This is a genomic window from Knoellia terrae, assembly GCF_048606435.1.
Lineage (GTDB): Bacteria > Actinomycetota > Actinomycetes > Actinomycetales > Dermatophilaceae > Knoellia > Knoellia terrae.
In genome coordinates this window covers 20,771-43,051 of sequence record NZ_JBMBWH010000001.1, presented here as the reverse complement: position 1 = coordinate 43,051, position 22,281 = coordinate 20,771, and the positions used below count along the sequence as shown (strand labels likewise).

Here is a 22,281-nt window from a genome sequence, read left to right as displayed (position 1 = left end):
GGCGTGGAGCGGGATCACCGTTTGCCGCCGAGCAGGAGCGACATCGCCTCTGCCCGGGTGGCGGGGTCGCGCAGCTGGCCACGCACCGCGGAGGTGATGGTGCGCGACCCGGGCTTGTGCACGCCCCGCATGGACATGCAGAGGTGCTCGGCCTCGATGACGACGATGACGCCCTGCACGCCGAGGTGGTCGACGAGCGCGTCGGCGACCTGCGTCGTGATGCGCTCCTGCACCTGCGGGCGCCGGGCGAAGACGTCGACGAGCCGGGCCAGCTTCGACAGGCCGGTGACGGTGCCGTCGGGCGCCGGGATGTAGCCGACGTGCGCCACACCGTGGAAGGGCAGCAGGTGGTGCTCGCAGGTCGAGTAGATCTCGATGTCGCGCACGATGATGAGCTCTTCGTGGTCGATCGAGAAGCGCGCCGACAGGATCTCGACCGGGTCCTGTGACAGGCCGGCGAACAGCTGGGTGGCCGCCCGCGCGACGCGGTCGGGGGTGTCGAGCAGGCCCTCACGGTCGGGGTCCTCCCCGATCGCGACGAGGAACTCGCGGACCGCGGCGCGGGCCCGCTCGTGGTCCACCTGCCTCGGGGGGACGCTGGTGCTTTCGACGGCCAGCTCCGTCAGGTCGGGCACACCGGACCTCACGGACTCGCCCACCGCGTCCGCCCCGCCCTCAGTGGGCGTCGGGGTCGACACGCTGGCCCTCGGGCACCTCGATGACCTGGGTGGGCGGGTGCTCGGCCGCCTCGGCGGCCGGGTGCGCCCCGTCCGTCGCGGCACGGTCGATCGCCGCCGTCGTCGACGGGTCGCCCTCGTTGACGTGGGCCCCTGCCGGGGCGCCGGACCGGTCGTGACCGTTGAGCGCCGCCTTCTCGGCCGGGGTGAGCACGGGGGGCTGGTCGGAGATGGCCCGGTGCTCGCTCGACAGCCAGGTCGGCCGCAGCGGCCGCTTGGAGATGCCGGAGAAGATGTCGGCGAGCTCCGCCGCGTTGAGGGTCTCCTTCTCGAGCAGGTCGAGGACGAGACGGTCAAGGATGTGGCGGTTGTCGTTGATGACGTGCCACGCCTCGTCGTGCGCCGCCTCGATGAGGCCACGCACCTCCTCGTCGACGATGCCGGCGACCTTCTCCGAGTAGTCGCGCTGGTGACCCATGTCGCGGCCGAGGAAGACCTCACCCTGGCTCTGCCCCAGCTTGATGGCGCCGACCCGGTCGCTCATGCCGTACTCGGTGACCATCTTGCGGGCCATCGCGGTGGCCTTCTCGATGTCGTTGGCGGCGCCGGTGGTGGGGTCGTGGAAGATGATCTCCTCCGCGACGCGGCCGCCGAGGGCGAACGCGAGCTGGTCGAGGATCTCGTTGCGCGTCGTCGAGTACTTGTCGTCGAGCGGCATGACCATCGTGTAGCCCAGCGCCCGGCCGCGCGGCAGGATCGTCACCTTCGTCACGGGGTCGGTGTGGTTCATCGCCGAGGCGACGAGCGCATGGCCACCCTCGTGGTAGGCGGTGATCTTGCGCTCCTTGGCCGACATGATCCGCGTCTTCTTCTGCGGACCGGCGATGACGCGGTCGATGGCCTCGTCGAGCGTCGAGTCGTCGATGAGCTTCTGGTCGGAGCGGGCGGTCAGCAGCGCCGCCTCGTTGAGGACGTTGGCGAGGTCGGCACCGGTGAAGCCCGGGGTGCGACGGGCCACGGCGAGCAGGTCCACGCCCGGCGCCATCGGCTTGCCCTGTGAGTGGACCTCGAGGATGCGGTGGCGACCGAGCATGTCGGGGGCCTCGACGGCGATCTGCCGGTCGAAGCGGCCGGGACGGAGCAGGGCCGGGTCGAGGATGTCGGGGCGGTTGGTCGCCGCGATGAGGATGACGTTGGTCTTGACGTCGAAGCCGTCCATCTCGACGAGGAGCTGGTTGAGCGTCTGCTCGCGCTCGTCGTGACCGCCACCGAGACCGGCGCCGCGGTGGCGACCGACGGCGTCGATCTCGTCGACGAAGACGATGGCGGGGGCGTTGGCCTTGGCCTGCTCGAAGAGGTCACGGACGCGCGAGGCGCCGACACCGACGAACATCTCGACGAAGTCCGAGCCGGAGATCGAGTAGAACGGCACCCCCGCCTCGCCGGCGACGGCGCGCGCGAGCAGGGTCTTGCCGGTCCCGGGCGGGCCGTAGAGCAGGACCCCCTTGGGGATCTTGGCGCCGACGGCGAGGAACTTGGCCGGGTCGGCGAGGAACTCCTTGATCTCGTGGAGCTCCTGCACGGCCTCGTCGGCTCCGGCGACGTCGTCGAAGGTGACCTTGGGCGTGTCCTTGCTGTGCAGCTTGGCCTTGGACTTGCCGAACTGCATGACGCGTGAGCCGCCGCCCTGGGCCTGGCTCATCATGAACCAGAAGAGACCGACGAGCAGCAGGATCGGGAAGATGCTGATGAACAGCGTCCAGAACGGGTTCTGCGTCTCCCGCTTGTCGTTGTAGCCGTCCGCCGGCGGGTTCGCCTTGACCAGCTCCACCAGCGACTCGGCGCGGGCCTCGACGAACTCGGCCTGCACCTTGTCGGCGCCCGAGATGCTGGCGTCGGCGTCGCTGTAGGGCGAGTCGGCCTTGAGGTCGAGCCGCAGGATGTTGTCGCTCGTCAGCTCGGCCTTGTCCACCTTGTTGTCGGTGATGAGCTTCTCGGCCTTGGCCGTGTCGATCGTCGCGTAGCCGCCGTCGCCCCCGAGGGAGAACATGACGACGGTGATGGCGATGACCGCCAGGACCCAGAAGAGTGGGGTCTTGAACACGCGCTTGGCATTCATGAATGTGGATGGGGCCGAAAGCCCCATGTCCTCCTGATCGACGAGCTCTCCGTGCGCGCTCGCGCGCCACAGGCCTGGGGGTACACGCTACCCGCCACCAGGGCGGCTGCACGGGGCGCGTCCGACGGGACAACGAGCGGCGGATGCGCGGTGTTCCGGGGTCCGACGACGGCCCGGCGGACGCTCAGCGGCGGGCTCGGGCGAGGAAGTCACCGATCGCGACCCGCGGGTTGTCCCGCAGCTCGGCGCCGTGGGTGAACGCCGCGGTCGTGTAGTCCAGCGTCGTCAGCCGCTCCGCCGTCTGCGTCGTCATGACGAAGTTCGTGCAGAACGCCTTGATCGGCCAGCGCAGGCCACGGACGTTGAAGATCGAGTCGCCGGTGATGAGGACGCCGCTGTCGCGGTGGAGGTATGCCGCGTGGCCGGGTGAGTGCCCCGGGGTGTGGACCACCTCGAGACCGCCGGCGACGGGCACCACCTGCCCGTCGACGAACGTCTCGCCCACCTCGATCGGCTCGAAGTCACGACGTCCGCGGCCGATCCGGTTGGCGAGCGCGCCGATCCGCAGCGACTCGTCGCGCGGTGGAGCCTGACCCGCGCGGACGAACTCGGCGTCGGCCTCGTGGATGTCGACCGGGAGCCCGGTCTCGCGCGAGACGTGCGCCGTCCCGCCGGCGTGGTCCGGGTGCGCGTGGGTGAGCAGCAGGCGCGTGACGTCGCCCGGGCCGGAGCCGATCGAGGTCAGCGCCGCCATGACCTTGGGGCCGTGCGACCTCAGCCCCATGTCGACAAGGGTCACCTGGCCGTCGTCGTCGCGGAAGATGAAGCCGTTGACGAGGTCGCGCAGCAGCCGGATGCGCCACACGCCGGGAGCGAGGGGGACGACGAGCTCGGCAGCCATGGCGGTCCCGTCGGTCAGCTGTAGACGTGCGGTGCGAGCGTCCCGACCTGGCGCAGCCCGCGGTACTGCTCCGCGTAGTCGAGGCCGTAGCCCACGACGAACTCGTTCGGGATGTCGAAGCCGACCCACTTGACGTCCACCTCGACCTTGGCGGCCCCCGGCTTGCGCAGCAGCGTGACGATCTCGACGGACGCGGGGTTGCGCGACTCGAGGTTCGCCCGAATCCACGAGAGGGTCAGGCCCGAGTCGACGATGTCCTCGACGATGAGGACGTGCCTGCCGGAGATGTCGGCGTCGAGGTCCTTGAGGATGCGGACCACACCTGAGCTCTTGGTGCCGGAGCCGTAGGACGAGACCGCCATCCAGTCGACCGGGGCCGTCATCGGCAGGGCCCGCATGAGGTCGGCCATCACCATGACGGCTCCCTTGAGGACCCCGACCAGCAGGACGTCCTTGTTGGCGTACTCGGCGGCGATCTCCTCCGCCAGCTCGGCGAGCCGGGCATGGATCTCGTCCTCGGTGATGAGGACCCGCTCGAGGTCGGCCCCCATGTGGGCAGCGTCCACGGTGCACTCTCCCTGTCGTGTCGGCGACGGTCCGTCGTGGGGACAGTCAACCGGACCGGCCGACGGGACGGACACCCGGGAGCCCGGTTCTCGACCCCACCTCGTCGGGCGGCTCTCGTCGCGACCCTCTGAGCAGGGACGATGAAGACTTTTGCTTCAGAATTGGCCAACGGTGGACCGGGGGTGAAGCCTTGGCGTGCCCTGGCCCTCGCGCCGACCTGGGCGAGGAGGGGTGCTCAGGTCGGCGGACCGAGGTCGCCGAGAATCGCCTCCGCCGCCGAGGTCCGGAAGTACAGCAGCGACCGGCCGTCGCGGATGCTCGTGACCAGTCCCACGTCGCGCAGCCAGCGCAGCTGCTGGTTGGCCGCGGAGACGCTGATCCCCCGGCGGGACGCGACCGTCGTGCTCGACATGGGCTCGCCCAGCGTGGTCAGCAGCCTCGCCCTCGTCGCACCGAGGAGCTTCGCCGCCCGCTCCGGGGCGGACGGCGGCTGGTGCAGGCGACCTCGTCCCAGCGCCGGGTAGAGGATGTAGGGCGGGGCGTCCGCGTTGAACGGGTACGACGCGTGCGGCGTGAAATGCGTGGGCACGAACACCAGCCCGCGGTCCCGCGCGTCGGCGTCGAAGTGCGGGCCGCTGGGGTTCCAGGCGTGGATCTCGTGCTCGCCGATCGTCAGCGCCGGGCTCAGCTCCTCGAGCATGGGCCGCAGTCCGATGCGGCTGCTCGTCACCGCACGCATGGTGATGTCGCCCCACAGGTTCGCGTTCATCGGCGACCACCAGGGGCGCACGCAGGTGTGCCAGTAGCCGTCGAGGGCCGCGACAACCCGCTCGAGCACCCGGGCCGCCGGGCCGGTCAGGGCGGCGGGACGCCCGGAGGGGTAGAGGTCGTCGAGGTCCCGGTCCACGATCCGGGAGGACGTGCGTGCCACCGTGGCCAGCTCGTCGGCGAACTCCGTCGTCGCGGCCACCGGGCGTGGGTTGAGGAACTCCGGCGTGGAGTAGTCCGGCGCCACGAGCGCCAGCAGCATCTCGAGGTCGACCTGCGCGAGGCGCGGCTCGACGGCCCGCCGCCACGGCGCCATGTGCGGGTAGACCTTCGGCCGCCAGACCGCGCGCAGCGACAGGGTCGTCTCGCTGAGGACCGAGACGCCGAACGTCGCGGTCGTCAGGTCCCGCTCGGTGATCCGGTAGCTCACCATCAGGCGCCGTCCTCGTCGTCCGGTGCGGTCTGCACGACGACGTTCCCCTCACGCCGCACCACCCGCAGCCTCCCCGGCACGTGCGCCGGCCCCTGCCCGTGCCAGTGCGTGACCAGGGCGTCACAGGCGTCCGTATGCCGGGTGCTCACCTGTCCGGCCGGCGCACCCGCCGCGACGAGCAGCCTCCTCCAGGTGCGGGTGCGGACCGCCCGGGGCAGGGCCGCGAGGTCCTCGGCGGCCCACGGCCCCGGGCCGAGGTCGCGGGCGGCCGCGTCGGCGAGGGCGTCCAGGTGGTCGGCGTCCTCGCGGAGCTGGTCGGCAGTCCGCCCCAGGGCCGCCACCACCCCGGGCCCCAGGTCGGCCTCGAGGTCCGCCACGGCCCGGCGGGCCCGCACCCGGGCATGGCGGGTGTCCTCGTTCATGGGGTCGTCCCACCACCCGACCCCCTCGGCGGTGCAGGACTCGCGGCACTCCGCCCGGGTCACCCCGAGAAGCGGACGTCGAAGCAGGCCGCGGGCGAACGGCATACCGGCCAGGGAGCGTGCACCGGAGCCGCGCACGAGGCCGAGCAGCACCTGCTCGGCCTGGTCGTCGAGGGTGTGGCCGAGCAGCACCGCCGCGGCCCCCAGCCGGGTGGCCGCCTCCTCGAGGGCGGCGTGGCGCGCGGCCCGGGCCGCGGCCTCCAGGCCCGCCCCGTCGGGCGCGACCTCGACCCGCACCACCTCGACCGGCGCGAGCCCGAGGTCGGTCAGCCGGTCGACGGTGCGTGCCGCCACCTCGCCGGACCCGGCCTGCAGCCCGTGGTCGACGACGACCGCGCCGGCGCGCCAGGCCGCGTGACGCTGCTCGTGGGCGACCGCCTCGGCGAGCGCCATCGAGTCCCCACCCCCGCTGCACGCCACGAGCACCACGGTGCCGGGCAGGCTGAGGTCGGCGAGGGCGGCGCGGACGGCACGCCGGACCTTCGCGGTCGCGGGGTGCGGACCGGACATGGTCGGGTCAGCCGTGGACGCGCGTGACCCAGGCAGCCGGGTCGGTAATCTCGAGCGGGCGCGGCAGCGTCTCGGGCGAGGTCCAGATGGCGTTGAAGCCGTCGACGCCGACCTTGTCCTGCACGCCCCGGACGAAGACGGCGCCGTCGCGGTACTGTCGCATCTTGGCCTCGAGCCCCAGCAGGCGGCGCAGCAGCTTGTCGAAGGCGCCGACGCCCTTGCGCCGCTCGTTGAACTTCGCGCGGATCTCGCTGACCGTCGGGATGTGGGCCGGACCCACGTCGTCCATGACGACGTCAGCGTGTCCCTCGAGCAGGGACATGACCGCGGTGAGCTCGGCGAGCTTTTCGCGCTGCTCGGGCGTCATGACGAGGTCGGTGATGCCCCCGGACCCGCTGCTGAGGAGCTCGGGGAGCTTCTCGCGCAACGACTTCGAGAGCTGCTGCAGCCGGTCCTGGTCAGGCGCCATCTCGGTCGCGAGGGTGCGCGCACCGGCGACCATGTGGTCACGCAGCCACGGGACGGCGGTGAACTGCACGCGGTGCGTCTCCTCGTGCATGCAGACCCAGGCGCGGAAGTCCTCGGGGTCGACGTCGAGCTCTCGCTGGACCTGCACGATGTTCGGGGCGACGAGCAGCAGTGCCGGGCTCCCACCGGGCGCGAGGTCGTACTGTCCCAGCACCTTGCTCGACAGGAACGCGAGGAGCGCCCCGGCCTCCGCGCCGGTGACCTTGCCGCCGATCGCGGTCGCGAAGCCGCTCGGCGGTGAGGCGGACCCGCCCTTGGTCATGATCTGCTCGAACGCCGGGCCCAGCATCGCTCCCATGGAGTCCGCGTTCGTCGCGATCCACGTCGGGCGGTCCACGACGAGGGCTTCGGGGGCGTCGTCCGGCGTCTGCAGGCGGGAGGTCTCGGCCACCGGCCCGTGGGCGCGGTGTGCGGTCGCACGGATGGCGCCGACCTCGGCCGCGGCCTCCTCCGCCGACACGGCCGGGCCGGCGGGGACGAGGGTCCGGCCGGTGGTCTTGGCGAACTCCCAGTCGACGTAGCTGTTGCTCACGCGGTCCTCCTCAGGGGCAGCCGCACCGGGTCAGCGCGGTCACGAAGCGATCCAACGCCGCACGTGCGCCCAGCGTTCCTGCCGAGGGTGGCACACGATCGGCCAGGATGACGAAGGCGAGGAGGCGTCCGTCGGCGTCCACGGTCGTCCCGGCGAGGCTGGAGATGCCCCTCAGCGTCCCGGTCTTGGCCCGCGGTATGCCGGCCACGACCTTGGTCTCCGTCGACCGGTAGCGGTCGGCGAGGCTGCCGCTGAGCCCGGCGACGGGCAGGGAGGCCATGGCCTCGCGCAGCTCCGGTTCGGCGTTGGTCGTGGCGAGGGCGAGGACGTCGGCGATGGCGGTCGCCGTGACGGTCTGGCCGGGCGACAGCCCGCTCGTGTCGAGGACGCGGAGCCCTGCCGTCGGTACGCCCGCGGCGGCGAGGGTGGCGACGACGAAGCGCGCGGGCCCCAGCGGGTCCGCCGCCGACTGGCCCTGCGCGACCATCGCCTGCCGGACGAGGTTCTCGGTGAGGGCGTTGTCGCTGCGCTCGAGGGCGACACCGAGGTGCTGCCCGTAGGTCGCGGACTCGACGGCCCCCAGCTCCTCCGCGCCCGCCGGCGCCGGGGTGCCCGGGCCGGTGACCGGCACGACGGTGGTGGCGTGGCCGCGTGCGGTCAGGGCCTTGGCCAGGGCCCTGGCGACCCCGGCCTCCGGGACGGCCGGTGCGGCGCGTCCGCCGCCGGCACGCTGGGAGACGAGGTCGAGCATGGAGACCGACTGGGTGAACCCGGCGGCGACGTCCTCCTTCTTCCACGTGGTCGGGTACCTCGGGCCGGCGGCGTAGGTGGCGTCGACCCGGAGCGTGACGGCGCCGACCTTGCGGCCGGTGAGCGAGGTCGCCACCTCGTCCGCGAGGGTGGCGATGCCGGCGCGACCGGCGACGAGCGACTCGTCGGAGGCCCCGTCGCGCAGGAGGGTGTCACCGCCGGAGACGAGCACGAGCTCGTTCGGGTCGTCCCCGGTGACGACCTTCGTCGTCATCCGGGCGTCGAGGTCGAGGTGCTCGGTCACGGCATACGCGCTCAGCACCTTGAGCGTCGAGGCGGGTGCGCGGGCGGTCGAGGGGTCGACGGCATACAGCTCCTCGCCGGTCAGCCCGTCGCGGACGCTGATGCCGACGCTGGGACCCAGCCGCGGGTCCTTGGCCAGGTTCGCGAGGGCGGCGGTGAGCCCGGCCGTCGTCGGCGCGGGCGGGGTCGACGAGGGGGAGGCGCTGGGGCCGGTGGCGGTCGGGCCTCCAGACGCGCTCGGCAGCGGGGGCCAGGTGGGCGTGGCCGAGGGCGAACCGGTCGGCGTCGGGGGGTTCACCGGTGCCCCGTCGTAGGTGAGGATGCCCGGCGCGAGGTCGACGACGTCCGCCGCGGCGTAGCCGACGCTGCCGACGAGCAGGCAGGTGACCACTGCCACGACCGCCCGGCGCATCCGACCCCTTTCCGCGTGCCCGCTCGTGCATGCGGGACACTGGCCCGAGCGTAGGTCATGACCACCGATCCGAAAGAGGCCACCACCGTGGAGTTCGACGTCACCATCGAGATCCCCAAGGGACACCGCAACAAGTACGAGGTGGACCACGAGACCGGCCGCATCCGCCTCGACCGCATGCTCTTCACGTCGATGGCGTACCCGTCGGACTACGGCTACGTCGAGGACACGCTGGGTGAGGACAGCGACCCGCTGGACGCCCTCGTCCTGCTCGACGAGCCGACGTGGCCCGGCTGCCTCGTCCGCGCACGGCCCATCGGCATGTTCCACATGCGCGACGAGGCCGGTGGCGACGACAAGATCCTCTGCATCCCCGCGGGTGACCCCCGCAAGGCGCACATCACCGAGCTCGAGCACATCAGCGAGTTCGACCGCCTCGAGATCCAGCACTTCTTCGAGACCTACAAGGACCTCGAGCCCGGCAAGTCCGTCGAGGGCGCCCACTGGGCCGGCCGCGAGGACGCCGAGCGCTGCGTGACCGAGGCCGTCGAGCGGGCCAGGGAGGCCGGGCTGTCCACGGCCCGCTGGCGCATGCCGGCCGCCCACGAGTCCGACGCGCGTGCGGCCTCCGCGGCCCGCACCCAGGAGGAGCACGCCCACGCGGCCGCGAAGGCCAAGGAGGAGCTCGCCACCAAGGACCGGCCGCTGAGCGACAACCCCGACAGCTGACCCTTCCCGCGTCGTAGGTTGGGCGGCATGGCTTCCGACATCCCGCGCACTCACGAGCTCAACGACGGCACGACGATCCCCGCGATCGGCTTCGGCACCTACCCGCTCAAGGGTGAGGAGGGCATCGCGGCCATCACGTCGGCGATCACCGGGGGCTACCGCCTCCTCGACACGGCGGTCAACTACGAGAACGAGTCGGAGGTCGGCGAGGCCATCCGCCGGGCCGCCGTTGAGGGCGTGGCCCGCGACGAGCTGGTCGTGCAGAGCAAGATCCCCGGCCGCGACCACGCCTACGAGAAGGCGGTGACGTCGGTCGAGTCGAGCCTCGAGCAGCTCGGCCTCGAACAGCTCGACGTCGGCCTCATCCACTGGCCCAACCCGTCGGTGGGCCGCTTCGTCGAGGCGTGGCGCGCGCTCGTCGACTGCCGCGAGCGAGGGCTCGTGCGCAGCATCGGCGTCTCCAACTTCACGCCGGCGCACCTCGCCCGCATCATCGACGACACCGGCGTCGTGCCCGCAGTGAACCAGGTCGAGCTGCACCCGCTCTTCCCTCAGGCCGAGCTGCGGGCCGAGCACGAGCGCCTCGGCATCCGCACCGAGTCGTGGAGCCCCCTGGGCAAGCGCCAGGCGCCCTTCGAAGCCGACCCGGTCGCGGCCGCCGCCTCCGCCCACGGCGTCGAGCCGGCCCAGGTCATCCTGCGCTGGCAGCTCCAGCTCGGGGCGATCCCGCTGCCGAAGTCCGGAACGCCCTCGCGCCAGCTGGCCAACCTCGACGTCTTCGGGTTCGCGCTCACCGACGACGAGATGTCGGCCATCACCGCCCTCGGCCGCCCCGACGGCCGGCTCTTCGACGGCGACCCGGACACGCACGAGGAGATGTAGCGACGGGACGTGCGCGGGACGGCATACGGCGTTCGTCTGCCGTCCGCGCACGTTCCCGGGACACCACGCAGCGGGCAGCGTAGGTTCCTCGCAGACCAAGGAGGTGGGAACGTGCGCCGTGCCGTGCAGGTGGTGCTGACCGCACTCTGCTGCGCCCTCCTCGTCGCCTGCGGCTCCCGGCCCTCGGAGGAGAAGGTCTGGGCCGAGCCCCAGCTGGCGACACCTCCGCAGTACCGGATCGTCGACGGAGACCCCCGCGGTGCCTCGCTCGTGCGGGCGGCCCGTGAGTGGGTCGCGCTGGGGACGGTTCCGGGTGCGGGCACCGAGTGGGAGTCGATGGGCCGGTGGGCCCTCATGGACCTGCACCAGGCGATGAGCGGCCTCGACTCCGGCAAGGCGCCGGCGGCAGGGGCGGCCCTGCAGTGGGACTACTTCTGGCCGCGCGACGGCGCGTTCATCGCGCTCGCGCTCGACCGCACCGGGCACTCCGAGGAGGCCGGGGCGATCGTCGACTTCCTGGCCCGGCTGCCCTTCGACCCCAAGAAGGGCTTCGACGCGCGCTACCTGCTCACCGGCGAGCGCGTCGTCGATGTCCCCCGGGGTCCGCAGTCCGACGGGTGCGGCTGGGTCCTGTGGGCCCTGGGGTCCCTCTCGCCCGCGGCGCTGCCCCCCTCGGCGGACGAGCTGCGGTCACGATGCCTCACCAACCTCCTCCAGCTGACGTGGAGCGGGTGGCGACTGCCGCCGCCCTCGCCGGACTACTGGGAGATCTGGGTGTCGGAGACGTCGCTCGGGACGGTCGCGCCGATGGTCGCCGGTCTCCGGGCCACGGCCGACCGAGGGCCTTCGGCCGAGCGCTGGGCCGCGGGTCAGGCGGCCAAGCGCCTCACCGAGCGGGTCTTCTCGTCGATGGGGCCCTCGCTCGAGCGCTTCGGCGACCGTGGCGGGCTCGACGCCGCGATCGCCATGATGATGCCGCCCTTCGGACCCGACGACCCACGCACCACCAAGCGGTGGCTGGCCTACCAGCGGGAGGCCATACGCACCTCCGGTGGGCTGGCCCCGGGTGTCGGGTGGAAGCAGGACGGGACGTCCTGGACGCCCGAGACCGCCCTCGTCGCCTACACCGCGGCCGCCGTGGGCCGCCACGAGACCGCCGAGCACTGGCTGGACTGGCTGGACTCCCACCGCACGCCCTGGGGCTCGCTCCCGGAGAAGGTCAACCGGTCGGGCCAGCCGGCCGGGCCCGCTCCCCTGCTCTGGACCGCCGCGCTCGTGCTGCTCACCCTCGACGAGCTGGAGGCACCGTGAGGACGACCGGTGGGCCGGCGGCTCCTGTCTCGGTCGAGCTGGCCTTCACGGTGACTCCGGCCAACACGGCGCAGGCGCTCGGCTCCGGCAGCCTGCCCGTGCTCGCCACGCCCCGGCTGCTCGCCTGGTTCGAGCAGGCGGCCTGTGCCTCCGTCGAGCCGGTCCTGCGTGAGGGCCAGTCGAGCGTCGGCACCCGGGTCGACCTCCAGCACCTGGCCGCCTCGCCCGTCGGCGCCGAGGTGACCGTGACGTCGGACCCGTCCTATTCCGACGGGCGGCTCCAGCGCTTCCGGGTGAGCGGACGGCATACGGACGGGACGCTCGTCGCGACCGGTGAGATCACGCGGGTCGTCGTCGACGTCGACCGCTACCTCGGCAGGTTCGCGTGACGACGCCGCGACAGCACGCACGCAACGCCGCCGGGTTCGCGCTGGTCTGGGTCGCGGCGAAGGCGGCGCACCGGGTGCGGTTCCGGACGGCCGGCTCGGTCCCGGCGACCGGGCCGGTGATCGTCGTCGCCAACCACCTGACGATGACCGACCCGCTGGCGGTGGCACGCGTCGTCATCGGGCACCGTCGCTTCCCGCACTTCCTGGCGATGCAGGAGGTCTTCGGGTGGCCCGGTGTCGGGGCGCTCGCCCGGGCGACCGGTCAGATCCCCGTGGCGCGCGGCTCCGCGTCGGCCAGGGAGGCGCTCGACCGGGCGTCCGAGCGGCTCGGCAAGGGGCAGCTCGTCGCGCTCTATCCGGAGGGCCGGCTGACGCGGGAGCCCGACCAGATGCCCGGACCGGCACGCACCGGGGCGGCGCGCCTGGCGCTGCGGCACCCCGAGGCGCCGGTCATCCCGGTGGGGACCTGGGGCCCGAAGCAGGGCACCGAGCACATCTGGCACCGGCACACCGCGTGCCTCTCGGTGGGCCAGCCGGTCGACCTCACCCGATGGGCCGGGCGCACCGACGAGGTGGCGGCGCGGGAGGCGACCGACGCGATCATGGCCGCCATCCGCGAGCAGGTCGCCGCCGCCCAGACGATGTGGCAGGCCCGCTGAGTCGCTGACCTGCGCTGCGCTGCCGCGCCGCCGATCCGCGCCCACGTCAGCATAGCATCGGCGTGACGTCGACCGACCCGGCCGGCGCTTCCCCACGAGGACGGCGGCCATGGGCGGACACCACGCGCGGCACGGAGTCGAGGAGTCGCTCTCGATGCGTCGCCTGGCGCTGGCCGTCATCGTGCCGATCGCCGTCATCACCCTCGCCGCCCTGGCCTGGCTGTGGCCGACCGAGGACGTCGCCCCTGTCGACCAGCAGTCGAGCGCCGAGCAGCTCAATGGCCGGGTGACCTCCGTCGAGACGGAGCCGTGCCCACCGGATCAGGAGCCGGCCGGCGACCAGCGGTGCGGCACGGCGCGCGTCCGTCTCGGTGACGCCGCCGACGCCGAGGTGGTGGAGGCGCCGCTCCCCACCGGGCAGGGCGCGCCGCCCATCGCCGAGGGCGAGGACGTCGTCCTGCTGCGGCTCGAGGCCCCCGAGGGCGTCGAGTACGCCATCGTGGACCACCAGCGCGGTCGCGGCCTCACCGTCCTCACCATCGCCTTCGCCCTGGCGCTCGTGGCGTTCGGGCGGTGGCGGGGACTGACCGCGCTGGCCGGGCTCGGGGTGACGTTCGCGCTGCTGGTCCTCTTCGTCGTCCCTGCCATCCTCGGCGGCGAGTCACCCCTGCTCGTCGCCATCGTGGGTTCGGCAGCGATCATGCTCACCGTCCTCTATCTCACCCACGGGTTCAGCCTGTCGACGACGGTGGCCGTGCTGGGCACGCTCACCTGCCTCACGCTGACCGGGATCCTCTCAGCGGTCACCGTCTCGGCGCTGCACCTCACCGGGATGACCGACGACATCTCCACCTCGGTGGGGATGTCGCTGGGGATCAACATGCAGGGGCTGCTGCTCGCCGGGATCGTCATCGGCTCCCTCGGTGTCCTCGACGACGTGACCGTCACCCAGGCCGCCACGGTGACCGAGCTCGCCCAGGCCAACCCGGCATACGGCTTTCGCGACCTCTACGGTGCCGCGAGCCGGGTGGGCCGGTCGCACATCGCCTCGGTCGTCAACACGATCGTCCTGGCGTATGCCGGCTCCTCCCTGCCGCTGCTCATCCTCATCGTGGCCGGCGACGACTCGCTCGGCGGGGTCGTCACCGACCAGGTCGTCGCGCAGGAGATCGTCCGCAGCGCGGTGGCGACCCTCGGGCTCGTGGCCGCCGTCCCCATCACGACGGCCCTGGCTGCCTTCACGCAGCAGCGGGTGCAGGCCCGGACGGCCTGACCTCCGCGGCGTCTCCCCGGCGGGATGCCGCCGGGCACCTCACTGGCTGAGGGACAGGTCCATCCGCTCGAGCAGCGCCTCGAGCGCCTTCTCGAACTCGTCCTCCGTGTGGTCCTCGGAGAGCGTGCCGCGCAGCCTGGCCACCGCCGGGTAGTCGGTCAGGTCCACGTCGACGTCGGCGTTGGGCACGTCGGCGTCGCCCTCGTTGAGGGGCTCCTCGACGGGGGCGGTGCTGGCGCCCCGGGTGGCCGACTCGAGCAGGAGGTGACCCAGCAGGAAGCTGGTGAAGGACCGGTAGGCGGCCACGGCCTGCTCGTCGGTGAAACCCCGCGACGTCAGGCCGTCGAGGAAGTCCTCGACCACCCGGAGGCTTCGCAGCGGCGGCCGCAACCACGGTGCCGCCGGGTGACGGGTCGCGATGAGCGGGAAGGCGTTCGGGTGCGCCAGGGCCAGCCGGCGAACCTCGTGAGCCATCCACTGGAGGAAGGCCTGCCATCCGTCCATCGGCTGCATGTGCCCGCCCGGATCGACCCTCAGCTCACCCACCAGCTGCTCCACCACCGCCTCGAGCAGGTCCTCCCGTCCGTTGACGTAGCGGTAGAGCGACATGGCCTCGGCGCCGAGGTCCTGGCCGAGTCGCCGCATCGTCAGGGCCCCCGGTCCGGAGGCGTCGATGATGGCGACGGCCTGGTCGATGATGAGCCGACGGTTGAGTCGGCCCCACCGTCGTTCGGGGCCCTCCCCCACCGCGTCGGCGCTGGCGATGTCCTCCATGTCTGCCTCCCTGGGTCTGACGCTTCAGCCTACGTCGCCGGGTCCCGCCTCACCCGGGCGATGGAATTTGCCCTGGCGCTCATCGACATCTCCGCTGTTCAGTCCGGGTAGCGTCCCTCAGGTCCGAGAAAATTTACCTTGTAAGGAAACCCCACACACATGACTGACGAACTGAGAGACGCAGCCGGCGACGCACTGCGCACCATCGCCGTCTTCCTGCCCAAGCTCGTCGCGTTCCTGCTGATCCTCATCATCGGGATCTTCGTCGCCAAGGCGATCGGCAAGGCCGTCGACAAGATCCTCGAGCGGGTCGGCTTCGACCGGGCCGTCGAGCGCGGCGGCATCAAGAAGGCACTCGCGAACAGCAAGTACGACGCCTCCGACATCGTCGGCAAGCTCGTCTACTACATGCTGCTGCTGTTCGTGCTGCAGATGGCCTTCGGCGTCTTCGGACCGAACCCGATCAGCGACCTGCTCGCCAGCGTCATCGCGTTCCTGCCCCGCGCCATCGTCGCGATCATCATCATCGTGGTCGCCGCAGCCATCGCCACCGCGGTCCGTGAGCTGCTCTCGAACACCCTCGGCGGCCTCTCCTACGGCCGGACCCTGGCCAACATCGCCGCGTTCTTCATCATCGGCCTGGGCGTCATCGCGGCCCTCAACCAGGTGGGCATCGCCACCACGGTCACGCTGCCGGTGCTCGTCGCCGTCCTGGCGACCATCAGCGGAATCCTCATCGTCGGCGTCGGTGGTGGCCTCATCAAGCCGATGCAGGCCCGTTGGGAGTCCTACCTCGTCAAGGCCGAGGAGGAGCTGCCCCGCGTCAAGGCCGAGGCGGCCGACACCCCGAGCGTGCGCGCGCAGGCCGAGCAGGCCAGGGCGGCGGCCAGGGTCGAGGCCGGCGACGACCAGACCCGCGTCTACGACCAGGGCACCGGCTCGAGTGGCAGCACCACCACGCAGTACTGATTCACCCCGCACACCGATCCCACCCACAGCACCACGCACCACAGGAGGACTCATGTTTGACGAGAACCAGATCCAGTCCGTGATGGGCAGCGACGTCTACGGCAGCGACGGCGAGAAGATCGGCCGCGCCGGCCAGGTGTACGTCGACGACCAGACCGGTCGCCCCGAGTGGGTGACGGTCAACACCGGCCTCTTCGGGATGAACGAGAGCTTCGTCCCGCTCGGCTCGGCCGACCTCGGTGAGGGTCGGGTCACCGTCCCGTTCACCAAGGACGTCGTCAAGGACGCCCCCCACGTGAGCCCGGACGACGGACACCTCAGCCCGGACGAGGAGCAGCGGCTCTACGAGCACTACGGCGTCGGTGACGCCGGCCGTGCCGACGACGGCGGCCTCGACGACACCGGGACCGCGTACGACGGCGGTGAGGTCCGTGACCGCACCGACCAGGGCGATCGTGGCGACACCTCCGGCCCCGACACGGACAGCGCGATGACGCGGTCCGAGGAGCAGCTGAAGGTCGGCACCGAGACCCGGGAGACGGGTCGCGCCCGGCTCCGCAAGTACGTGACCACCGAGGAGCAGCAGATCACGGTTCCGGTGACCCGCGAGGAGGTCCGACTCGAGCGTGAGCCGATCACCGAGGGCAACCGCGGTGAGGCGATGTCCGGTCCCGAGATCTCCGAGGAGGAGCACGAGGTCACCCTGCACGAGGAGCGCCCGGTCGTCACGACCGAGGCCGTCCCCGTCGAGCGGGTGCGTCTCGGCAAGGAGCAGGTGACCGAGCAGCAGGAGGTCTCCGGCGAGGTCCGCAAGGAGCACATCGAGGCCGACGGCGTCGAGGAGTCCGACCGCAGTCGCTGACTCGACCTCGCACCACCTCGAGGTTTCCGACCCCCGTCTCCCCGTCAGGGGAGGCGGGGGTCGGTGCTGTCGGTCGCCTGCCCACGGCTGCCGCCTTCGGCGCGGGCCGGCCAGCGCGTCAATGCCGTGACCGTCGCATCCAGCGGGCCGGATATGGCCCATTCGGAGGGTTGCGGTGCGGAGGAGGAGCTACGTTCGTCCAGCCACGCACACGTCCGTGGCTCGAGTCGAGGGAGACAGCATGTTCGCAAGGACCCCGGTCGTGGTCGGCATCGCCGCCGCTGCCATGGTGGGAGCAGGTATGGGGGGAACCGCCGCGGCACAGCCCGCGCAGGTTGCCAGCACGTCCGCAGCATCGAGCTTGGAGGGGGCGCAGGGCACGTACGTCGGGATCAACCCGACTCGCATCCTTGACACGCGCACCGGCAACGGGGCGCCCAAGGCGCTCGTCGGTGCCGGTGGCGAGGTCTCGCTGCTCGTCGCCGGCCGCGGAGGTGTCCCGAGCGGCGTCTCCGCCGTGGTGCTCAACCTCACGGCCGTCGCCCCGAGCACCAAGACGTTCCTCACGGCATACCCGTCCGGGACGCCCCGTCCGGCGACGTCGAACCTCAACGTCGTGGCGCGGAGCAACCGCGCCAACATGGTCACCGTGCCCGTCGGCAGCGACGGGCGGGTCCGGATCTACAACAGCACCGGGACCACGCACATCCTGGCTGACGTCATGGGCTACTACCACGGAGAGGTGGCGCCCACCACCGGCCCGGGAGCCGGGTACTTCACCCTGGAACCGGAGCGGGCGTTCGACTCCCGCCAGGATGGTGGGGCTCTCTCCTCCGGCGAGGACGTCACCATCTGGATGGACTTCGGCCCCTACGCCTCCAACATCACCGCCCTCGCCACGAACATCACGGTTCTGCAGGGCAGCCGTCCCGGCTTCGTGTCCGCCGGCACCGCCTTCAGCCACGAGCCGGCAACGTTCTCCACGGTCAACTACGGACAGGGTCAGGTGATCGCCAACATGAGCGTCGGCTCGTCCGGCGTGTCCGGGACGGAGGTCGGCTTCAGCGTCAAGAACGGTGGCCCGGGCTCCGTCCAGGTGATCATCGACGTCGTCGGGCTGTACGCCACCGAGATGGACGGTCTGCGGTTCCGGGCGCTGCCCCCGCGCCGCATCATCGACACGCGATCGGGCATCGGTGGCCCGGCCAAGCCCCTCGGCGCGAACGAGGCCCGGCTCCACGCTGCGCCCGCGACCGTCGCCGGCATCGACACCTATGCCTTGGTGGCCAACACGACGATTGCCGGACCGACGGCGTCCACGTATGTGACGGCGTACGAGAACGAGATGCCGAAGCCGGCCATCAGCAACGTCAACGCGGCGCTCGGTGAGACAGCAGCCAACTCGACCTTCGTGCCGCTCGGGTTCGAGGAGCTGTTCCGCGTCCACAACGCGGCCGGACAGGCGCCCCTGATCATGGACGTCTTCGGCAGCTTCGAGTTCGTGTGGGAGGAGCCGGTCTCCGACGGCGGCCGGCAGTCCCGCAAGGAGCCGACCTCACCCGCCCCTGCGGCCGTGCGCATCGAACGCGGCTGACCACCGCTGCGAGGAACCGACGCGCCGCTCAGGCGCGCAGCACGTGACAGAGGTGTGCCGTCCGCCCGGGTGCGGGCGGCGCACCTCCGTCGTCACCTCCCCGTGCCGACCGGGACATGCAGAGGGCCCCCGGAAGCGATGTCCCGAGGGCCTGACCTGCGGTGGTGCGTGGAGCCGCTTATCGGAATCGAACCGATGACCTATTCATTACGAGTGAATCGCTCTGGCCGACTGAGCTAAAGCGGCGTGGTGCGCGAGTGGTGCTCGAGCACGCCGCACGAGTATACGAAATCTCCCGGCCCATCGCGAAACCGGCCACCGCGGCCCCTCCGACCGGCCCTTCGTCCGACCCCGGACCGGGCCGCCGGACATGCACAGCACGACGCGGGATCGGGCCGCAGACCCCAGCGCGCACGCAAGGGGAGCGGACGGCATACCCCGTGCATGTCCGCAGGTCGCGCGCACGGAAGCCGGGTTCAGCAGCGGAGGCCGTCGCGGGGAACGGTGCCCTCGAGGTAGAACTCGTCGATCGGCTCGTCCACGCAGTCGCTGGACCGCATGTATGCCGTGTGCCCGTCACCGTCGTAGGTGATGAGCGTGCTCTGGGCCAGCTGGTCGTGCAGCCGCACCGACCACTCGTAGGGCGTGGCGGGGTCGCGGGTGGTGCCGACGACGACGATCGGCGGCGCACCCTCGGCGCTCACCGGGGCCGGGGGCTCCGACGACCGCTCGGTCTCCACCGGCCAGGAGCCGCACGGGAGGGAGGACCACATGAGGAACGGTCCCCACGTCGGCGCCTCCGAGCGCGCCGCCTCGGCCGCTGCCGCATGGGCGGCGACGTCGTCGGACTCCTGCTTGTCGAGGCAGTTGACCGCGTAGATGACTTCCATGATGTTGCCCGCGTAGCCGCCCCCGGGCTGGCGGTCGGCGTAGCTGTTGGCCAGGCCCATGAGCTCGGCACCGTTGCCCTTGAGCGCGTCGCGCATGGCCTCGACGAGCGTGTCCCACATGCCCTGGTCGTACATCGCGGCGGCGATCCCCGTGGAGGCCCAGCCCTCGGTGAGCCGGGTGACGGCAGGGTCACCGGTCTCCGGGAGCGGCTCGTCGTCGACCCGGGCCAGGAAGTCGCGGATGCCGGACATGACCTCGTCGACGGAGTCGCCGAGGGGGCAGTTCCCCTTGTCGACGCAGAACTCCGCCCACGCCCGGGTGGCGGTCTCGAACCCCTTGGCCTGCCCGAGGTTGACCTCCTGCGACGTGAGGTCGGGGGCGACGACCCCGTCGAGGACGAAGCGGCCGACGAGCGTGGGGAAGAGATCGGCGTACGTGGCGCCGAGGTAGGTGCCGTAGGACTTGCCGAGGTAGTCGAGCGTGTCCTCGCCCAACGCGGCGCGCAGGACGTCCATGTCCTTGGCCGCGTCGACGGTCGAGACGTGACCGAGCAGCGGCCCGGCGTTGGCCCCGCACTTCTCCGCGAACGACCGGGCGTTGGCGGCGAACGTCTCCTCCTCGCCGGCGTCGTCCGGGGTCGGGTCGAAGCCGAGGAAGGCGTCGAGCTCGGTGTCGCTCACGCAGTCGATCGGCGCCGACCGTCCCACCCCGCGAGGGTCGAACCCGACGACGTCGTAGCGCTGGCGCACCCCCGCGCCGACGATGAAGTCCGCGGCCCGCGCGTAGTCGACGCCCGAGCCTCCGGGCCCGCCGGGGTTGACGACGAGGGACCCCAGCCGCTGCGACTGCCGACGTGCCGGCACCCGCAGGAGCGCGACCTCGATCGTGTCGCCCTCGGGCTTCGCGTAGTCCAGCGGCACCTCGAGCTGCGCGCACTGGCCGCCGTCGCACTCCTCCCAGGCGAGCCGCTGCTCGTAGAACGCGTCGAGGCCCTCCATGCCGGCGGGCGGCGCCTGCGGGGAGAACGACGGCGCCGGCGCGTCAGGGGCGAACAGGTCCTCGACCGTGCTGCAGCCCGACGCCAGCAGGGCGACGGAGACGAGGGCTGCGGTGAGGGAGGCGCGACGCATGGAGCGACTTTACGTTCCCGAGCCGACAGGTGGACTCAGCGAGGCAGCCGCAGGTCGAGCGCCATCGCCTCGAGGGCGAGCAGCGGCTGGACGTTGGCCGCGATCCGCTCCCGGGCGGTGCCGATCGCGTCCATCGCGACGAGGACGCGCTCCGACGGCAGCACCTGGGCCACCTGCTGGACGACCGAGCGGGAGTCCTCGTTGACGAGCGCGGTGGGTGCGCCCATCTGCAGGACCAGGGCGTCACGGTAGACCGACAGCAGGTCGACGAGCGCGCGGTCGACCATGTCGCGCGAGAAGCGGGTGGCCCGGGCCTTCTGCTCCTTCTCGAGGGAGGACACCTGCGAGCGGATGTGCGGTGGCTGGGTGCGGGCCGACAGGTCGGCGCCCAGCACCTCGAGCAGCCGGGCCTTCTCGGCGGCGTCGCGCTCGGCCGAGGAGGCCTGCGACTCCTCGGTCGCGATCGTCGACAGGTCCGACGCGGCGTCGACGGCGTCACCCACCGTGCGGATCCTGGAGGCGAGCGAGATGACGTCGTGGCGTCGGATGCGCGCGTGCTCGTCGCGCGCCAGCCGCCGCGCAAGGCCGACGTGCGACTGGGCCGCGCGGGCGGCATACATGGCCATCGGGGGGTCGACACCGTCGCGGCGGACGAGCAGGTCCGCGACCGCCTCGACCGAGGGGGTGCGCAGCCGGACCTGCCGCGAGCGTGACCGGATGGTGATGATGACGTCCTCGACCGACGGCGCACACAGCATCCAGACGGTGCGGGGCACCGGCTCCTCGAGCGCCTTGAGCAGCGCGTCGGCGGCCCGCTCGGTGAGCCGGTCGGCGTCCTCGACGATGATGACGCGCCAGCGGCCGACGGAGGGCCGGTGCGCCGCCAGCGCGACGAGGTCGCGGGCCTGCTCGACCTTGATCGAGAGGCCCTCGGTCGCGATGACGTCGACGTCGGCGTGGGTGCCGTCGGCGGCCGTCCGGCACTCGCGGCACTCCCCGCAGCCGCCGCTCGGGCACTGCAGCGCCGCGGCGAAGGCTCGCGCCGCGACCGAACGGCCCGAGCCCGGCGGCCCGGTGAGCAGCCAGGCGTGGGTCATCGACCCGGGGTCGGTCACGGCGCGCGAGAGGGTCGCGACCGCGGCCTCCTGACCGATGACGTCGCGCCAGACGGTCACGGGGCGCCGACCGCGAGCAGGCCCGAGGAGGTGAGCCGCCCCATCACGGCGTCGTGGATGCCCTCGGGGGAGGAGGTCCCGTCGACGACGAGGTAGCGCTGGGGCGACCCCTGCGCCATGGCGAGGAAGTGCTGGCGGACGGTGTCGTGGAAGGTGTCGCCCTCGGACTCGAGGCGGTCCTGCACCTCACCGCGGCGGCGGCGGCCCACCTCGCTGGGCACGTCGACGATGACGGTGAGGTCGGGCACGAGCGAGCCCACCGCCCACATCTGGAGGTCGTGCACCTCGACGGCACCGAGGTCACGCCCCGACCCCTGGTAGGCGACCGACGAGTCGGTGTAGCGGTCCGTGACCACCACGGCGCCGCGCTCGATCGCCGGCCGGATGAGCTGGTCCACGTGGTGCGCCTTGTCGGCCGCGAAGAGCAGGGCCTCGGCACGCGGGGACACGTGGTCGCCGTGCAGGACGAGGTCGCGGATGGCCGCGCCGAGCGGCGTCCCGCCCGGCTGGCGGGTGACGACGACCTCACGCCCGAGCGCGCGCAGCGCGTCGGCCAACAGGCGCACCTGGGTCGACTTGCCCGCGCCGTCGCCGCCCTCGAAGGCGAGAAGAAGTCCGTCGGTCACGCCCCCGAGCCTAGGCGAGCGGGCGGACACGCTGG

21 protein-coding genes and 1 tRNA gene are annotated in these 22,281 nt (G+C 72.1%); 9 read left to right on the top strand and 13 right to left on the bottom strand.

Annotated elements, in window-relative coordinates:
* Window positions 1–14: 14 nt before the first annotated feature.
* The 8 genes from folE to ACOJV9_RS00170 all read right to left on the bottom strand — a co-directional run bounded on the left by folE (window position 15) and on the right by ACOJV9_RS00170 (window position 8,982).
* The gene (folE, locus tag ACOJV9_RS00205; RefSeq protein WP_420183167.1) at window positions 15–635 is read right to left on the bottom strand and encodes a GTP cyclohydrolase I FolE; all 621 of its coding nucleotides are present in this window, start codon (window positions 633–635) and stop codon (window positions 15–17) included.
* Window positions 636–675: 40 nt separating this feature from the next.
* Entirely contained in the window at window positions 676–2,796 is a 2,121-nt protein-coding gene (gene ftsH, locus ACOJV9_RS00200) for an ATP-dependent zinc metalloprotease FtsH (protein WP_420183166.1), read from the bottom strand.
* Between the two features lie 184 nt (window positions 2,797–2,980).
* Window positions 2,981–3,697: an MBL fold metallo-hydrolase gene (locus tag ACOJV9_RS00195; RefSeq protein ID WP_420183165.1), complete on the bottom strand. Its 717-nt coding sequence runs from the start codon at window positions 3,695–3,697 to the stop codon at window positions 2,981–2,983.
* A 14-nt stretch (window positions 3,698–3,711) separates the two neighbouring features.
* Complete coding sequence (gene hpt / locus ACOJV9_RS00190) at window positions 3,712–4,263, bottom strand: hypoxanthine phosphoribosyltransferase (protein WP_474543805.1); 552 nt, start codon at window positions 4,261–4,263, stop codon at window positions 3,712–3,714.
* 236 nt (window positions 4,264–4,499) lie between these two features.
* Window positions 4,500–5,465 carry an ArsR/SmtB family transcription factor gene (locus ACOJV9_RS00185; RefSeq protein ID WP_420183164.1) on the bottom strand — a complete coding sequence of 322 codons (966 nt, stop codon included), beginning with the start codon at window positions 5,463–5,465 and terminating at the stop codon, window positions 4,500–4,502.
* Window positions 5,465–6,457 carry a tRNA lysidine(34) synthetase TilS gene (gene tilS, locus ACOJV9_RS00180; protein ID WP_420183163.1) on the bottom strand — a complete coding sequence of 331 codons (993 nt, stop codon included), beginning with the start codon at window positions 6,455–6,457 and terminating at the stop codon, window positions 5,465–5,467. Before tilS ends, ACOJV9_RS00185 begins: the two co-directional genes overlap by 1 nt.
* A 7-nt stretch (window positions 6,458–6,464) precedes the next feature.
* The gene (locus ACOJV9_RS00175) at window positions 6,465–7,517 is read right to left on the bottom strand and encodes a zinc-dependent metalloprotease (RefSeq protein ID WP_420183162.1); all 1,053 of its coding nucleotides are present in this window, start codon (window positions 7,515–7,517) and stop codon (window positions 6,465–6,467) included.
* Window positions 7,518–7,527: 10 nt separating this feature from the next.
* Window positions 7,528–8,982, bottom strand: coding sequence for a D-alanyl-D-alanine carboxypeptidase/D-alanyl-D-alanine-endopeptidase (locus ACOJV9_RS00170; RefSeq protein ID WP_420183161.1), 1,455 nt, complete (start codon window positions 8,980–8,982; stop codon window positions 7,528–7,530).
* Window positions 8,983–9,069: 87 nt separating this feature from the next.
* Between ACOJV9_RS00170 and ACOJV9_RS00165 the strand changes: the two genes are divergently transcribed.
* The 6 genes from ACOJV9_RS00165 to ACOJV9_RS00140 all read left to right on the top strand — a co-directional run bounded on the left by ACOJV9_RS00165 (window position 9,070) and on the right by ACOJV9_RS00140 (window position 14,225).
* A complete protein-coding gene (locus tag ACOJV9_RS00165; protein ID WP_420183750.1) occupies window positions 9,070–9,711 on the top strand; it encodes an inorganic diphosphatase in 642 nt (213 codons plus the stop codon).
* A 27-nt stretch (window positions 9,712–9,738) separates the two neighbouring features.
* Entirely contained in the window at window positions 9,739–10,593 is an 855-nt protein-coding gene (locus ACOJV9_RS00160; protein WP_420183160.1) for an aldo/keto reductase, read from the top strand.
* A 111-nt stretch (window positions 10,594–10,704) separates the two neighbouring features.
* On the top strand, window positions 10,705–11,904 hold the full coding sequence (locus ACOJV9_RS00155) for a glycoside hydrolase family 15 protein (RefSeq protein WP_420183159.1): 1,200 nt from the start codon (window positions 10,705–10,707) through the stop codon (window positions 11,902–11,904).
* Window positions 11,901–12,293, top strand: coding sequence for a thioesterase family protein (locus ACOJV9_RS00150; protein ID WP_420183158.1), 393 nt, complete (start codon window positions 11,901–11,903; stop codon window positions 12,291–12,293). Before ACOJV9_RS00155 ends, ACOJV9_RS00150 begins: the two co-directional genes overlap by 4 nt.
* The gene (locus tag ACOJV9_RS00145) at window positions 12,290–12,952 is read left to right on the top strand and encodes a lysophospholipid acyltransferase family protein (RefSeq protein ID WP_420183157.1); all 663 of its coding nucleotides are present in this window, start codon (window positions 12,290–12,292) and stop codon (window positions 12,950–12,952) included. The genes ACOJV9_RS00150 and ACOJV9_RS00145 overlap by 4 nt, the downstream gene beginning before the upstream one ends.
* 109 nt (window positions 12,953–13,061) lie before the next feature.
* Complete coding sequence (locus ACOJV9_RS00140) at window positions 13,062–14,225, top strand: YibE/F family protein (RefSeq protein WP_420183156.1); 1,164 nt, start codon at window positions 13,062–13,064, stop codon at window positions 14,223–14,225.
* Window positions 14,226–14,264: 39 nt separating this feature from the next.
* Here ACOJV9_RS00140 and ACOJV9_RS00135 read toward each other — a convergent pair whose 3' ends face one another.
* Entirely contained in the window at window positions 14,265–14,999 is a 735-nt protein-coding gene (locus ACOJV9_RS00135) for a TetR/AcrR family transcriptional regulator C-terminal domain-containing protein (RefSeq protein ID WP_420183155.1), read from the bottom strand.
* 159 nt (window positions 15,000–15,158) lie between these two features.
* On the opposite strand from ACOJV9_RS00135, the gene ACOJV9_RS00130 reads away from it, so the two are divergent.
* The 3 genes from ACOJV9_RS00130 to ACOJV9_RS00120 all read left to right on the top strand — a co-directional run bounded on the left by ACOJV9_RS00130 (window position 15,159) and on the right by ACOJV9_RS00120 (window position 18,424).
* A complete protein-coding gene (locus ACOJV9_RS00130; protein WP_420183154.1) occupies window positions 15,159–15,968 on the top strand; it encodes a mechanosensitive ion channel family protein in 810 nt (269 codons plus the stop codon).
* Between the two features lie 52 nt (window positions 15,969–16,020).
* A complete protein-coding gene (locus ACOJV9_RS00125) occupies window positions 16,021–16,830 on the top strand; it encodes a PRC and DUF2382 domain-containing protein (RefSeq protein WP_420183153.1) in 810 nt (269 codons plus the stop codon).
* Between the two features lie 241 nt (window positions 16,831–17,071).
* Window positions 17,072–18,424 (top strand): hypothetical protein, encoded by a 1,353-nt coding sequence (locus ACOJV9_RS00120; RefSeq protein ID WP_420183152.1) that lies wholly within the window; start codon window positions 17,072–17,074, stop codon window positions 18,422–18,424.
* Between the two features lie 169 nt (window positions 18,425–18,593).
* Here the strand turns inward: ACOJV9_RS00120 and ACOJV9_RS00115 are convergent.
* The 4 genes from ACOJV9_RS00115 to tmk form a co-directional block, all read right to left on the bottom strand.
* Window positions 18,594–18,670 (bottom strand) — tRNA-Thr (locus tag ACOJV9_RS00115).
* 230 nt (window positions 18,671–18,900) lie between these two features.
* On the bottom strand, window positions 18,901–20,445 hold the full coding sequence (locus ACOJV9_RS00110; RefSeq protein WP_420183151.1) for an alpha/beta hydrolase: 1,545 nt from the start codon (window positions 20,443–20,445) through the stop codon (window positions 18,901–18,903).
* Window positions 20,446–20,480: 35 nt separating this feature from the next.
* Window positions 20,481–21,620, bottom strand: a complete 1,140-nt coding sequence (locus ACOJV9_RS00105) for a DNA polymerase III subunit delta' (RefSeq protein WP_420183150.1) — start codon at window positions 21,618–21,620, stop codon at window positions 20,481–20,483.
* On the bottom strand, window positions 21,617–22,246 hold the full coding sequence (gene tmk, locus ACOJV9_RS00100) for a dTMP kinase (protein WP_420183149.1): 630 nt from the start codon (window positions 22,244–22,246) through the stop codon (window positions 21,617–21,619). The genes ACOJV9_RS00105 and tmk overlap by 4 nt, the downstream gene beginning before the upstream one ends.
* Window positions 22,247–22,281 lie beyond the last annotated feature (35 nt).

Coding starts and splice junctions, on each gene's coding strand:
- ftsH (WP_420183166.1), bottom strand. CDS start 2,796: ATGAATGCCAAGCGCGTGTTCAAGACCCCACTCTTCTGGGTCCTGGCG.
- ACOJV9_RS00195 (WP_420183165.1), bottom strand. CDS start 3,697: ATGGCTGCCGAGCTCGTCGTCCCCCTCGCTCCCGGCGTGTGGCGCATC.
- ACOJV9_RS00135 (WP_420183155.1), bottom strand. CDS start 14,999: ATGGAGGACATCGCCAGCGCCGACGCGGTGGGGGAGGGCCCCGAACGA.
- ACOJV9_RS00110 (WP_420183151.1), bottom strand. CDS start 20,445: ATGCGTCGCGCCTCCCTCACCGCAGCCCTCGTCTCCGTCGCCCTGCTG.
- ACOJV9_RS00160 (WP_420183160.1), top strand. CDS start 9,739: ATGGCTTCCGACATCCCGCGCACTCACGAGCTCAACGACGGCACGACG.
- ACOJV9_RS00170 (WP_420183161.1), bottom strand. CDS start 8,982: ATGCGCCGGGCGGTCGTGGCAGTGGTCACCTGCCTGCTCGTCGGCAGC.
- ACOJV9_RS00140 (WP_420183156.1), top strand. CDS start 13,062: ATGGGCGGACACCACGCGCGGCACGGAGTCGAGGAGTCGCTCTCGATG.
- tilS (WP_420183163.1), bottom strand. CDS start 6,457: ATGTCCGGTCCGCACCCCGCGACCGCGAAGGTCCGGCGTGCCGTCCGC.
- ACOJV9_RS00125 (WP_420183153.1), top strand. CDS start 16,021: ATGTTTGACGAGAACCAGATCCAGTCCGTGATGGGCAGCGACGTCTAC.
- ACOJV9_RS00130 (WP_420183154.1), top strand. CDS start 15,159: ATGACTGACGAACTGAGAGACGCAGCCGGCGACGCACTGCGCACCATC.
- ACOJV9_RS00120 (WP_420183152.1), top strand. CDS start 17,072: ATGTTCGCAAGGACCCCGGTCGTGGTCGGCATCGCCGCCGCTGCCATG.
- ACOJV9_RS00185 (WP_420183164.1), bottom strand. CDS start 5,465: ATGGTGAGCTACCGGATCACCGAGCGGGACCTGACGACCGCGACGTTC.